The 12,677-nt window shown below is 69.8% G+C and carries 12 protein-coding genes and 1 riboswitch; of the genes, 7 read left to right on the top strand and 5 right to left on the bottom strand.

Going from position 1 to position 12,677, the window contains the following annotated elements; genetic code table 11:
* Nucleotides 1-11: 11 nt before the first annotated feature.
* Genes nadA through C5E07_RS00530 form a run of 4 tightly spaced genes read left to right on the top strand, consistent with a single transcriptional unit; the run spans nucleotide 12 to nucleotide 5,053 of the window.
* The gene (gene nadA, locus C5E07_RS00545; protein WP_104298019.1) at nucleotides 12-1,310 is read left to right on the top strand and encodes a quinolinate synthase NadA; all 1,299 of its coding nucleotides are present in this window, start codon (nucleotides 12-14) and stop codon (nucleotides 1,308-1,310) included.
* Between the two features lies 1 nt (nucleotide 1,311).
* Complete coding sequence (gene nadB / locus C5E07_RS00540; RefSeq protein ID WP_104298018.1) at nucleotides 1,312-3,021, top strand: L-aspartate oxidase; 1,710 nt, start codon at nucleotides 1,312-1,314, stop codon at nucleotides 3,019-3,021.
* Nucleotides 3,021-3,902 (top strand): carboxylating nicotinate-nucleotide diphosphorylase, encoded by an 882-nt coding sequence (gene nadC, locus C5E07_RS00535; protein ID WP_104298017.1) that lies wholly within the window; start codon nucleotides 3,021-3,023, stop codon nucleotides 3,900-3,902. The genes nadB and nadC overlap by 1 nt, the downstream gene beginning before the upstream one ends.
* 14 nt (nucleotides 3,903-3,916) lie before the next feature.
* Complete coding sequence (locus tag C5E07_RS00530; RefSeq protein WP_104298254.1) at nucleotides 3,917-5,053, top strand: cysteine desulfurase family protein; 1,137 nt, start codon at nucleotides 3,917-3,919, stop codon at nucleotides 5,051-5,053.
* Here the strand turns inward: C5E07_RS00530 and C5E07_RS00525 are convergent.
* Complete coding sequence (locus tag C5E07_RS00525) at nucleotides 5,050-5,988, bottom strand: site-specific DNA-methyltransferase (protein ID WP_104240230.1); 939 nt, start codon at nucleotides 5,986-5,988, stop codon at nucleotides 5,050-5,052. The genes C5E07_RS00530 and C5E07_RS00525 overlap by 4 nt on opposite strands.
* 138 nt (nucleotides 5,989-6,126) lie before the next feature.
* On the opposite strand from C5E07_RS00525, the gene C5E07_RS00520 reads away from it, so the two are divergent.
* Together C5E07_RS00520 and C5E07_RS00515 are read left to right on the top strand one after the other, a co-directional pair.
* Entirely contained in the window at nucleotides 6,127-6,705 is a 579-nt protein-coding gene (locus C5E07_RS00520) for a sugar O-acetyltransferase (protein ID WP_104298016.1), read from the top strand.
* A gap of 29 nt (nucleotides 6,706-6,734) precedes the next feature.
* On the top strand, nucleotides 6,735-7,385 hold the full coding sequence (locus C5E07_RS00515; protein ID WP_104298015.1) for a TMEM175 family protein: 651 nt from the start codon (nucleotides 6,735-6,737) through the stop codon (nucleotides 7,383-7,385).
* A 27-nt stretch (nucleotides 7,386-7,412) separates the two neighbouring features.
* On the opposite strand, the gene C5E07_RS00510 is transcribed toward C5E07_RS00515, so the two are convergent.
* Nucleotides 7,413-8,762, bottom strand: a complete 1,350-nt coding sequence (locus C5E07_RS00510; RefSeq protein WP_104298014.1) for a PLP-dependent aminotransferase family protein — start codon at nucleotides 8,760-8,762, stop codon at nucleotides 7,413-7,415.
* An 89-nt stretch (nucleotides 8,763-8,851) separates the two neighbouring features.
* On the opposite strand from C5E07_RS00510, the gene C5E07_RS00505 reads away from it, so the two are divergent.
* Nucleotides 8,852-9,694 carry an NAD(P)-dependent oxidoreductase gene (locus C5E07_RS00505; RefSeq protein ID WP_104240036.1) on the top strand — a complete coding sequence of 281 codons (843 nt, stop codon included), beginning with the start codon at nucleotides 8,852-8,854 and terminating at the stop codon, nucleotides 9,692-9,694.
* A 210-nt stretch (nucleotides 9,695-9,904) separates the two neighbouring features.
* Here C5E07_RS00505 and C5E07_RS00500 read toward each other — a convergent pair whose 3' ends face one another.
* The 3 genes from C5E07_RS00500 to C5E07_RS00490 all read right to left on the bottom strand — a co-directional run bounded on the left by C5E07_RS00500 (nucleotide 9,905) and on the right by C5E07_RS00490 (nucleotide 12,656).
* Complete coding sequence (locus tag C5E07_RS00500; protein WP_104298013.1) at nucleotides 9,905-10,963, bottom strand: ABC transporter substrate-binding protein; 1,059 nt, start codon at nucleotides 10,961-10,963, stop codon at nucleotides 9,905-9,907.
* A 35-nt stretch (nucleotides 10,964-10,998) separates the two neighbouring features.
* On the bottom strand, nucleotides 10,999-11,808 hold the full coding sequence (locus C5E07_RS00495) for an ABC transporter permease (protein ID WP_104240034.1): 810 nt from the start codon (nucleotides 11,806-11,808) through the stop codon (nucleotides 10,999-11,001).
* Nucleotides 11,809-11,910: 102 nt separating this feature from the next.
* A riboswitch (FMN riboswitch) is annotated at nucleotides 11,911-12,037 on the bottom strand.
* Nucleotides 12,038-12,227: 190 nt separating this feature from the next.
* A complete protein-coding gene (locus C5E07_RS00490; RefSeq protein ID WP_104298012.1) occupies nucleotides 12,228-12,656 on the bottom strand; it encodes an SRPBCC family protein in 429 nt (142 codons plus the stop codon).
* Nucleotides 12,657-12,677 lie beyond the last annotated feature (21 nt).

The following is a 12,677-nucleotide window of genomic DNA, read 5'->3' as shown; positions in this document are numbered from 1 at the left end:
AGACGCAAGCCATGACCACGACCGCCTCAGTGCACACCACGATCACGCGCATCCAGAACGGCAAGCAGGCGGGCGAGAGCTGCTCGCCGGAGCTCGTGAAGTCCCCATGGGTGTTCGACCTGCAAGTGCCGTCCTACGGGCCTGGGGCGTCAATGGCCGACCGGCTTCCGCCCGCGGCACCCAGGCAGGAGCTCCTGCCGGAGGAGTACCGGACCGCGAGTGACGAGGAGATCCACGACCGCATCCTCGCCGCCAAGGCCACGCTCGGCGACCGAGTCGTGACCCTCGGCCACTTCTACCAGCGAGACGAGGTCGTGCAGTACGCCGACTTCATCGGCGACTCCTTCCAGCTCGCGAACGCCGCCAAGGCCAAGCCGGAGGCAGAAGCCATCGTGTTCTGCGGCGTGCACTTCATGGCGGAGACCGCCGACATCGTGTCGGCACCGGAGCAGGCCGTCATCCTCCCGAACCTCGCGGCCGGATGCTCCATGGCCGACATGGCCGACAGCGACTCGGTCGAAGAGTGCTGGGAGCAGCTCACGGAGCTCTACGGCACGGAGCCGGACGCCAGCGGCCGCGTGCCCGTCATCCCCGTCACCTACATGAACTCGTCCGCCGAGCTCAAGGCGTTCTGCGGCCGCAACGGCGGCATCGTCTGCACCTCTTCCAACGCCGAGACGGTGCTCACGTGGGCCTTCGAGCGCGGCCAGCGGGTGCTCTTCTTCCCCGACCAGCACCTCGGCCGCAACACCGCGAAGGCCATGGGCGTGCCCACCACGGAGATGCCGCTCTGGAACTCGCGCCGCCCCCTCGGCGGGCAGACCCCGGAGTCGCTCGACGCCGCCAAGGTGATCCTCTGGAACGGCTTCTGCTCCGTCCACAAGCGCTTCACCGTCGCGCAGATCGAGAAGGCCCGCGCCGAGTACCCCGAGGTGCGCGTCATCGTGCACCCCGAGTGCCCCATGGCGATCGTCGACGCCGCCGACGAGTACGGCTCCACCGACTACATCACGAAGGCCATCGCGGCCGCCCCGGCCGGGTCGGTGTTCGCGATCGGCACCGAGATCAACCTCGTGCAGCGCCTCGCCGCCGAGTACCCCCAGCACACCATCTTCTGCCTGGACCCCGTCGTGTGCCCCTGCTCGACGATGTACCGCATCCACCCCAGCTACATCGCCTGGGTGCTCGAGGGGCTCGTCGCGGGCGAGGTGCGCAACCAGATCAGCGTGCCCGCCCACATCGCCGAGCCCGCCAGGGTCGCCGTCGAGCGGATGCTCGCGGCAAGGCCAGACACCACGATGGCGTCCTGACATGGCCCGGGAGGCCGGGCCCCTGCGGGTCCTCGTCATCGGGAGCGGCATCGCCGGCCTGACCGCCGCCCTCTCCGCCTGCGCAGAAGGCCACGACGTGAGCGTCGTCACGAAGTCGACACTCGATGACACCGCCACGTCCCACGCCCAGGGCGGCATCGCGGCGGTGCTCGGCGCCGGCACCGGGCTTGGCGGCGACGCCGACGACAGCGTCGAGTCGCACGTCCGCGACACCGTCACGGCCGGTGCCGGCCTCGGCGACCGGCGCGCCATCGAGGAGCTCTGCCGTTCCGCGGAGGCGCGCATCCTCGAGCTGATCGCGCTCGGCACCCGCTTCGACCGGGAACCCGTCGGCGCGCTCAGCCGGGGCCTGGAGGCCGCGCACTCGCACGCCCGCATCCTGCACGCGTTCGGGGATGCCACGGGGCGCGAGATCCAGCGCGCGCTCAGCGCAGCAGTCCGATCGGCGGCCGCGAAGGGCGAGCTCCGGCTGCTCGAGCACACGTTCCTCGCCGACGTCGCGGTGCGCGGCGAGCGTGCCGTCGGCGCGTGGCTGCTCAGCCCCGAGGCGTCGACGCCCCGGTTCCACTGTGCCGACGCCGTCGTCCTCGCGACGGGCGGCACCGGCCAGCTCTTCGCCCACACGAGCAACCCCGCCGTCGCGACCGGCGACGGCATCGCCGCCGCAGCCAGGGCCGGCGCGCAGCTCGCCGACCTGGAGTTCGTGCAGTTCCATCCGACGGTGCTCGCCGGTTCCGGCGGCGCGCTCATCTCGGAAGCCGTGCGCGGGGAGGGAGCCGTGCTGCTGAACGAGGCGGGCGAGCGGTTCCTCCTCGGCGTGCATCCCGACGCGGAGCTCGCGCCGCGCGACATCGTGGCGCGGGGCATCGCCGACGAGATGGCGAGGCAGGACGGCCGCCCCGTCCGCCTCGATGCGAGGCACCTCGGGCGGGAGTTCCTCGAACGCCGGTTCCCCAGCATCACCGCGCACATCGACGAGAGCGGGCTCGACTGGTCGCGCGAGACCGTGCCCGTGACGCCGGCCGCCCACTACCTCATGGGCGGGGTCGTGACCGACCTCTCCGGGCGCACGAGCATCCCCGGACTGTTCGCCGCCGGGGAGACCGCCCGCACCGGCGTGCACGGCGCCAACCGGCTCGCGTCGAACTCGCTCCTCGAGGGTGCCGTGTTCGGGCGCCGCGTCGCGGAGGCGATCGACCACGACGCCGCAGCGCGATTCCTCGCCCCGGCTCCCGCCCCCGTTGCCGCCGCCGCTGACCAACTTCAGTGCGAATCTGCGCCAGCAGGGCCGGTTCAACCGCATTCTCGCCAGAATCGCACTCATGTTGGACAGGCGACGTCGCGCGACGACGCGCCTGCCTTCTCGCGCGGGGCGCTGCAGGAGCTCATGTGGGCGCACGCGGGCCTGCACCGCAGCGGTCCGGCGCTCGAAGACGCCAAGCGCACGCTCGACGCGTGGGCCGAAGCACGGCCAACAGAGGGGGCTTCCTCCTCCGTCTCCGACCGCGAGGACACGAACCTGCTCCTCCTCGCCCGCCTCACGGTGGCCGCGGCTCTTGCCCGCACCGAGACGGTGGGCGCGCACTTCCGATCCGACGAGCCTCCGGCGGCGGGGGCGGCACCCCAGCCCGCGTCGCCGCGCGCGCTCCCCCGCTCGCTCCCCCTCCGACAGAAGGCGATGGCGCACTGATGCTGACTCCTGCCCACATCGCGACCGCCGTGGGCGCGGCGCTCGCCGAAGACGCCCCGTGGGGTGACATCACGGTGCACGCGCTCATCCCCGTCGAGGCGACCGCGAGCGCGACGCTCGTCGCCCGCGAGGCGGGGGTGCTCTCGGGCATCGACGTGTTCGCGGCGGCGTTCCGGCTGACGGATGCCGAGGTCCTCGTCGATCTGCACGCCGAGGATGGCGAGGCGTTCGCGGCCGGGGATGTGCTGGCGACCGTGACGGGCCCCGCCGGGTCGGTGCTGACGGCCGAGCGGGTCGCGTTGAACTTCACGCAGCGGATGAGCGGCATCGCGAGCCTCACTCGGAACTACGTCGAGGCCGTCGCCCACACCTCGGCTCGCATCACGGACACCCGCAAGACGACGCCAGGGCTCAGGGCCTTCGAGCGGCACGCCGTCGCGAGCGGGGGCGGCCGGAACCACCGCTTCTCGCTGTCCGATGCGGTCATGGCGAAGGACAACCACCTGGCGGTGCTGCTCCAGCAGTCCGGTCTCGGGGTCACGGATGCGCTCCTCGCGGCGCGCGCGAGGCTGGGCCACACGACGCACGTCGAGGTGGAGGTCGATCGGCTCGACCAGATCCCGGCGGTGCTCGACGCGGGCGTGGACACGATCATGCTCGACAACTTCTCGCTTGCCGAGCTCCGCGAGGGTGTCGCCCTCATCGCTGGTCGGGCGGTCGTGGAGGCGAGCGGCGGGGTGAGCCTCGAGACGGTCGCGGCGATCGCGGAGACCGGTGTCGACGTCATCTCCGTCGGCGCACTGACCCACAGCGCGCGGGCCATCGACCTGGGTCTCGACATGTCGCTCGAGGTCGGGCCCGTGTCAGACACCGATGCCTGAGGCGGGTGCCTGACGTGCTGCACCTCGACGCCGCGGCGACCTCGCCGGTTCGCGAGGAGGCGCTCGCCGCCGCCTGGCCGTTCCTGACGGCGTCGTTCGGCAACCCGTCGAGCACGCATGGACTCGGCGAGGAGGCGGCTGCGGCGCTGGCCGACGCCAGGAAGAGCGTCGCGGCCGTGCTCGGCTGCCGCGCCACCGAGGTCGTGTTCACCTCGGGTGGCACCGAGGCGAACAATCTGGCGGTCAAGGGCCTCGCGCTCGGCGACCCGCGGGGGCGACACGTCGTGACGAGTCGCCTCGAGCACGAGTCGGTGCTCGCCTCCGTCGACGCGCTGGTGCGGCTCCACGGCTTCGAGGTGTCGTTCGTCGACGTGGATGCCCGGGGCACGGTCAGCGCGGAGTCGCTCGGCGCTGCCCTCCGCGACGACACGACGCTCGTCTCGCTCTCGACGGCGAACAACGAGGTCGGCACGGTGCAGGACATCGCCGCTCTCACCGACGTTGCCCATGCGCGCGGTGTGCCGTTCCACACGGACGCCATCCAGGCGGCGGGCTCCCTCGACATCTCGATGTCGTCGACCGGCGTGGATGCGCTCAGCGTGTCCGGCCACAAGCTCGGGGCACCGAAGGGGGTCGGGGTGCTCGCGGTGCGGTCGAGGCTGCCGCTGGAGCCGCTCATGCACGGTGGCGGCCAGGAACGAGGGCGTCGCTCGGGTACGGAGAACGTGGCCTTCGCGGTGGCGTTCGCGGTCGCGCTGCGGCTCGCCGACGAGGAGCGGCGCGCGGGCCAGCTCGACGCCGTCAGTGCCAGGGACGCCTTCGTCGCCGCGGTGCTGGGGTCGGTCCCGGGCGCGCGGCTCACGGGCCACGCATCCGCTCGCCTCCCCCGGCACGCGTCGCTCGTCATCCCCGGCATCAACGGCGAGACGGTGCTGCTCGAGCTCGAGCAGCACGGCGTGCTCGCCTCGGCTGGCGCGGCCTGCGCCGCTGGCCACGACGAGCCGTCGCACGTGCTGCTCGCCCTCGGCATCGCGGAGGACGACGCGCGGACGGCCCTGCGGTTCACGTGGGGAGCGTCCACGACCGCGGAGGAGCTCGGTGGGGTGGCGGACGCCCTCCTCGAGGCGGTCGCGCGCGTCTCGAGGGGCTAGCGCCTGCGCTTCGGGGCGCCCGAGAGGAGCCTCGAGCCGTCCTTCGTGAGCTTCCGGTACTCGACCCCCTCTGGGCCGAGACGCCTCCGCATGGTGCGCAGCGCATCCACCGACGCGTCGACCGTCACGACCCTGCGCCCGCACTCGCGCGCCACCGCCGCCGTCGTGCCGGAGCCGCCGAAGAAGTCCGCCACCCAGTCGCCCTCACGGCTGGATGCGCGGATCATGCGCCGCAGCAGCCCCGCCGGCTTCTGCGTCGCGTAGCCGGTGCGCTCCTTCCCGGTCGGGGAGACGATCGTGTGCCACCAGACGTCCGTCGGCAGCTTGCCCCGCTCCCGCTTCGCCTCGGTGACCAGGCCGGGTGCCATGTACGGCTCACGGTCGACCTCGGCGGCATCGAAGTGGTACTTCTTCGGGTCCTTCACGTAGACGAGGATCGTGTCGTGCTTCGCCGGCCACCGCTTCGACGTGCGCGCCCCGTAGTCGTACGCCCAGATGATCTCGTTGAGGAACTTGTCGCGCCCCACGAGCGCGTCGAGGACCACCTTCGCGTAGTGCGATTCCCGGTAGTCGAGGTGCAGGTACAGGGTGCCCGTCTCGTCGAGCAGCCGCCAGGCCTCCACGAGGCGGGGCTCGAGGAAGCCCCAGTAGTCGGCGAACTCGTCGTTGAACGCCGAGAGCTCCCCGAGGGTGTGCTCGTAGCTGCGACCTTGGAACCCCGTGCGGGTGAGCGGCGTGGATGCTGGGGCCGCGGCCTCCGATTCGGCGGGCGCGGCGTCGTGCGCGAGCGCCTCCCCGAGCTCGGCGGCTTCGACGGACTCCTCCACTGGCGACTGCCGTTTCACCTTCACCGACTGCCGCTTCTGCTGCTTGCCGGTGTTGAAGGGCGGATCGAGGTAGATCACCTGGAAGGCACCGTCTGGGAGGCGACTCATGGCGTCGAGGTTGTCGCCGTGCACGACGAGGTCGGGTCCTGCGGCGTTCCACAACGAGGTCACCCGTCGAGATTAACGCGCCGAGCGAGCCGGAACGTGCACACTCGGCCGTATCCGGGCGCAGGCTAGGGTTCTGCCATGACGGTGAACTTCGACGACGGTCGCACCATGAAGCAGCGGATGCTGGCCGGCGAGCTGTACCACGCGGACGACCCGGAGCTGCTGGCGGGGGCGGAGCGCGCGGTTCGGCTGCAGGCCGAGTACAACGCCGCGTTCCCCGTCGACACGGAGCGCGCATCCGGGATCCTCACCGAGCTCCTCGGCAGTCTGGGCGCGAACGTCGCCGTGAAGGCGCCGCTGTACGTCGACTACGGCTCCAACATCACGATCGGCGACGGCACCTTCGTCAACGTGGGTCTCGTGGCGCTCGACGTCACTCCCATCACGATCGGTGCGAGCTGCCAGATCGGGCCGAACGTGCAGCTGCTGACGCCGACGCATCCGCTCGACCCCGAGCCCCGTCGCGCCGGCTACGAGGCGGGCGCGCCCATCACGCTCGGCGACAACGTGTGGCTTGGCGGCGGCGTCATCGTCTGCCCCGGCGTCACGATCGGCGAGAACACGGTCGTGGGCGCTGGCGCCGTCGTCACGAAGGACCTGCCCGCGAATGTCGTCGCCGTGGGCAACCCGGCACGCGTCATCCGATCCCTCGACTGACCGGACCTCACGGAGACGGAGCATCCATCATGGCTTCACGCAGCTACGCACGCGGCACCACGGAGTTCGACCGTGGGCTGACGTTCTTCGACGCGGTCTACGCGGTCGCCATCACCCTGCTTGTCGTCGACATCGTGCCGCCAACGGCAGACCATTGGGCGAGCTGGGATGCGCTCGCCGGCTCCGGCGTGCTCGACCAGCTCCTCGCCTTCGCGATCAGCTTCTTCGTCATCGCGAACTTCTGGAAGGTCAACCACCGCCTCATGGGCGAGGTGTCGGCGCTCGACGGCCCGCTGCTCAACACCAACATCGTGGCGATGTTCTTCATCGTGCTGCTGCCGTTCAGCACCGCGTCGATGAGCGAGGCGACCCTCGACGCGCAGCCCCTGCCGGTCGTGCTCTACGCCGTCAACATCATCTGCGCGTCGCTCGCGCAGCACGTCATCTGGGTCGTGGCCGTGCACCGCGGGCTCACGGAGCCGTCGCGGGCGGCGCGCCGCCGGTCGGCGTTCACGTTCGTCGTGCCGGCCGTGTTCGCCCTGTCGATCCCGGTCGCGTTCCTCCTCGGCCCGGACCCTGCGCGCTACACCTGGCTGCTGCTGCTCCTCACAGGCCCCGTCACGTCGGCCATCCAGAAGCGGATGGCCGCGCGCGACGGCGGGGAGCCGGAGGACGCCTAGCTGTTGCTGGCCGTGAGGTTGTTGACGTCAAGGCGTGTTCAGTAGCGCGATGAGGGCGTTGATCGCTGGTTCGAATTGAGGGCGCGAGGGTGTAGCGAATCCGGTGACGAGCCCACGGGGTTGCGGATGGCTTCGGGTGTAGCGGGAAAGCGTGTGCACTGCGACAGCGTCTGAGGAGAGGCCGTCATGGTCGCTCGCCAAGGTCACCTGATCCTCACTCACCGGGATCAGGGCGTGGAGTCCGGCCGGGATACCGGGGACGTCGTACCCCGCACTGTGGAGCGCGCGTTGAAGATGGGCGCGGCGTCGAGCGTATTCGCGGCGCTGGCGGCGGATGTGGCGTTCGTAGTCCCCGCTGCGGATCAGGTCCGCGAGAGCGAGCTGGTTGATCACCGGGGCGCCGCCAGTGAGGGCCTCGGAGACCTCAGTGACGGGCTGTACGAGATCGTGCGGAAGGACGAGCCAGCCGAGCCGAAGCCCGGGATCGAGGGTCTTGCTGGCGCTACCCGCGTAGACGACGTGTTCGGGCACGGATCGTTGCAGTGCCGCGATCGGGCGACGATCGAAGCGGAATTCGCCGTCGTAGTCGTCCTCGATGATGTAGCTGTCGTTTGTTGTGGCCCAATCAGCGACGAGTTGACGTCGGGTGGGGGCGAGCGCGCCGCCGAGCGGGAACTGATGCGCCGGGGTCAGCAGGACTGCGTTGGTCTCATTGCGTAGCTGACTGACATCGGCACCGTCGTTGTCTACGGGAAGATCGTTCACGGTGAGCCCGGCCGTGCGCCAGGGCCGGTCGATCCCGGGCAGCGATGGGTCTTCGATCTCGATCGTTGTCGCGCCCTGAGATGCGAGTGCGGCGGCAAGAAGCGTGCAGGCGGTGCGGAAACCAGCACAGATCACGATCGCCTCGGCAGTGGTCTCTACCCCGCGGGCTCGACTGAGATAGGCCGCGAGCTCGCTGCGCAACTCCAAGACGCCCGCTCCATCCGTTTCTAAGGCCCCCGCGGTTGACGCGGCGCGTCGGGTGGCAGTGAGCCATCGTGTGGTCGGGAAGGAGCCGCGCTCGGGCTGCCCTGGCCGAAGATCAAACCCAGACCGCATCCCAGGGGCAGTCTTCTCCGTGCGGTGTGCCGGGGAGGTGTTGCGAGCGACGAAAATCCCGGCCCGCGGCCGGGCTTCCAGGACGCCTTCGGCGACGAGGTCGTCGATCGCGGCCACGACGGTGTTGCGAGCGATGCCGAACTCCACAGCGAGCTCGCGCGTGGCAGGCAACCTGGCCCCTTGAGCGAGGGCACCTCGTGCGATCGCATTGCGGATGGTGTGCTCGACCGCACGCGCTTTCGGCAATGACCTGTCCAGACGGAAGAGATCATCCATTGGACCAAGATACTGCTCGTCATCTGGAACTTTCAGATGGTCCAGGGCTGGTTTAGCCTCGTGAGCGTTCCTAACGAGAGGGGTTCCTGTTGCGCATCTTCATTGCTGGTGGTTCCGGCGTGCTCGGGCGTGCACTCATTCCGCTGCTCAACGCGGCCGGGCATGAGGTGGCAGCCACAACCCGCTCCGAGGTCAGGGCGGCCCTCTTGAGCCGGCTCGGCGCGGCCCCGATCGTCGTTGATGCGCTCGACAGAGACGCCGTGTTGCAGGCGGTGGGCCAGGCAAGACCAGAGGTGATCGTGCATCTCCTGACGGATCTCGGCACGGGAAGCTCTGCAAGCAACGCGCGCTTGCGCATCGTGGGCACCCGCAATCTCGTCGACGCAGCCCGGCAGGCTGGTACGTCTCGGATGATCGCAGAGAGCATCTCCTGGGTCTACTCCTCTGGAGCCGAACTCGCCGGAGAGGCCGAGCCGCTCGATCCCGACCCCGCCGAACCCAGGCGTACGACGATCTCCGCGGTGAGGGCGCTCGAGTCTGCCGTCAGCGAGATCCCGGAGCATGTTGTGTTGCGGTTTGGTCAGCTCTATGGACCAGACACCTGGTACTCCCGCGACGGACGCTACGGACAGGACGCACGAGCCGGTCGCTTGCAGACCACCGAGACAGTGGCGTCCTTCATCCACACCGCCGATGCTGCCCACGCGGCCCTCCTCGCGCTGGGGTGGCCGAGCGGGATCTGGAACATCGTCGACGACGAGCCCGCGGCCGGGTACGAGTGGGCACCACTCTTCGCGGCCGCAGTCGGCGCACCCGAGCCGAATACCCCGGACTCCGGCAATATCGGTCGCCCCGTCTCGAACGCGCGCGCCCATGACACCGGTCTCGTTCTGCAGCACCCAAGCTGGCGCGAAGGTTTCAGCACTCTGTGAGGCCAGCATTCCGGCCCAGAACCTGGCGACAGGCCGTCATCACCTACACGGGAGTCCTGCCCGTCAGCCTGGTCCTCAACTTCGTCCGCCCCACTCACTGGCCACTGGCCACGACTGGTATTCGTCGTCTCCAACGCCGCCGTCCTCGTCGCAGCACTGAACTGGGCGTTATTGCCGGCGCCGCGTCAACAACGTCCTGGTCTCAGACGTCTAGCCCTTTGGCACGTACGCGTTCGTGAACGCGTCGCCGTCCAGCGGCTTCTCGAGCAGGTCCTGATCGCTCATGAACGTCGCCATCGTGGCCCACACGTCGGCGTCGTTCGTGAAGAGCGGCTGCCCCTCCTGCGCGGACAGGAACGGGATGGTCGCCTCGAGCGTCGCGAGCGCGTCGCTCTTCGCCTCATCCGTGTAGAGGGTCGGGATGTACTCGGCGGCGATGTCGATCGACTCCTCCGGGTTGTCGATCACGTCCTGCGTGGCCAGGGCGAGGGCCTCGAGCACGGGGGTGACCGACGCATCGTCGCCCTCGATGATCGAGTCGGCGACCCCCAGGGACGGGCCGACGAGGGTCGGCGCATCCGCCGGCGCGATCTCGATCGTGCGAACCGGGAAGCCCGCCTTCTCGAACTGCACGGCGTCGTTGTTGATGTAGCCCATGACCCCATCAACCGCGCCCGTCGTGAGCGCCGCCTGCTGCGTGTAGCCGATGTACTCGATCTTCACGTCGTCCGCCGTCAGCCCGTTGCTCTGCAGCAGCGACAGCAGCGCGAAGTACGTCTGCCCGTAGGGGCCGGGCGTGCCGATGGTCGTGCCGCGCGCATCCTCGGCCGTCGTGATGTCGGAGTCCTCCGGCACGATGAGCGTCGCCGGGTACGTGTTGTAGAGCGTCGCCACCGAGGTGACGGGGATGTCGGCCGCCCGCGCCTGCGTGATCTCGTCGCCGCCCGCGTACACGAAGTCCTCCGTGCCGTTCGCGAGCGCACCGAACAGGTCCTCGCCCTCGCCGTGGTGACGCAGCTCCACGTTGACGCCCTTGTCGTCGAAGTAGCCCTTCGCCTCGGCCACGTAGAACGGCACGAACTGGATGTTCGGGGTGTAGGTGAGGCCGATGGTCACGTCGCCCGCGGCCGCGGCGGGCGCCTCCGCGCCGTCGCCACCTGCCGAGGGGGAGCATCCGGCGAGCACGGCCACGGCTGCCACGGCGCCGGCCGCGATGACGGAGCGCACGGCCCGCGAGCGGAAGCCCGCGGTGGTTGGACGAGTGTTCATGGGCGTCTCCAGATCGAGAGAGGTGCGGTGGGAGGTCAGGCGGGGAGCGGTTCGTCGGCGAGCACGCGGGCGCGCCGCCTCGACTTGGGTTCGTCGTCGTTCCAGGTCACGGCGTTCTGGAACAGCCGCATGAGGATGTACAGGGCGACGGCGAGGAGCACGAGCATGAGCAGCGTGGAGAAGATGCCGGGGATGTCGTTGGCGTCGCGGTTGAGGGTGAGGAGCATGCCGAGCCCCCGCCCGCCCATCGTGAACTCGCCGACGACGGCACCCGTGATGGACAGCGTCACACCGGCGCGGATGCCGGCGAGCACGCTCGGCAGGGCGAGCGGCCCCTCGACCCACCACAGCAGCTGGTACCAGTTGGCGCCGTCGATGCGCCCCGCCTCGATGACGTCCTGCGGGAGCTGCCGCACGCCGAGCACGGTCGTGACGATCATCGGGAAGAAGGACATGATCGCGCAGAGCACGACCGTCGGGGCGAGGCCGTAGCCGATCCACAGCACGAGCAGGGGTGCGAGGGCGATGGCCGGGACGGCCTGCGACGCGGCGACGTACGGGGTGATCGCGACATCGACCCACGGGAGGCGCGCGATGAGGTAGCCGAGCGGCACGGCCACGAGGATCGCGAGGAGACTGCCGAGCAGGGCCGCCGAGAGCGTCACCCAGGCGTGGCCCAGCATCGGGCCCTTCGTCACGTCGAGCCAGAAGCGCTCGGCGAGCTGGCCGGGAGCAGGGAGGAACTGCGGCGAGATGAGCCCCGCCGCTGTGACGAGCCACCACACGGCGAGCACACCGATCGCCACCGTGATCGGTGCGAGGAAGCGTGCTGACGTCGTGTTCATCTACCCGGCTTTCGTGGAAAGCTCCGGGGATGACGAGGCGCGTGGAGGTCGCCGAACTGGTCGGCGGATTCCACGAGCTGACGGTACGCCGAGGCGTGCCGTCACGTGCGCCTCCCTTCCGGACTTTCACCGTCGGTTCCGGAATTTCACCAGATCAGCCACTCCCTTGCGGGAGCAGGTCGCGGACTATAACCGCCGGCTCGGAATTACACCGACCCCGGAGCACGTGGACTCTGTCGCCAGAATACGACACGCCCCCGTGATGCGCGACATCGTGACGCTCCGCGACGAGCGAACAGCTCCAGGGAATGCCTGGACAGCAGCGCCGTCGCCCTTGTCACCGTTCTCTCGGGATGGTCTGCACGCACGCGGATGGCTTGCAACACATCCCGAGGCGCGAAAGCCATCTCGAGACACGGCTATCCGGCGGCGGCCTGCGCCTCCGCGGTCTTCTTCGCGCTGCGGAGCTCGCTGGCGATCGCGGCTGCTGCGATGGGCTTCGCGAGGCCGAGGCGCTCGGCGATGCCGCCGGCGTCGAACTCCGCATCCACCGTCACGCGGGTGCTGGCCGGGGTGATCGCCTCGGTGCGCACCTCGGCGGCGAAGGACGCACGGCCCTCGACCGATTCCCAGCGAAGGCGCTTGCCCGGCTCGTTGACGACGACCTTCGCGTCGATCGAGCGTCGCTGCCCGACGAGCTCGACGTCCCACCTGATGAGGTCAGGGCCGAGCACCTCGACGTGCTTCACGATGCTGAGGACGCTCGGGAGCGACTCCGGCTCGGCGTAGAGGTTGAAGAGCACGTCGACGGGCACATCGATGTCGATGGATTCACTCACGAAGGTCATGCGATGAGCGTAGCCGTCGCA

Source organism: Pseudoclavibacter sp. RFBJ3, assembly GCF_002931375.1.
Taxonomy (GTDB): Bacteria; Actinomycetota; Actinomycetes; order Actinomycetales; family Microbacteriaceae; genus Pseudoclavibacter.
This window is presented reverse-complemented; position numbering and strand designations above follow the sequence as displayed.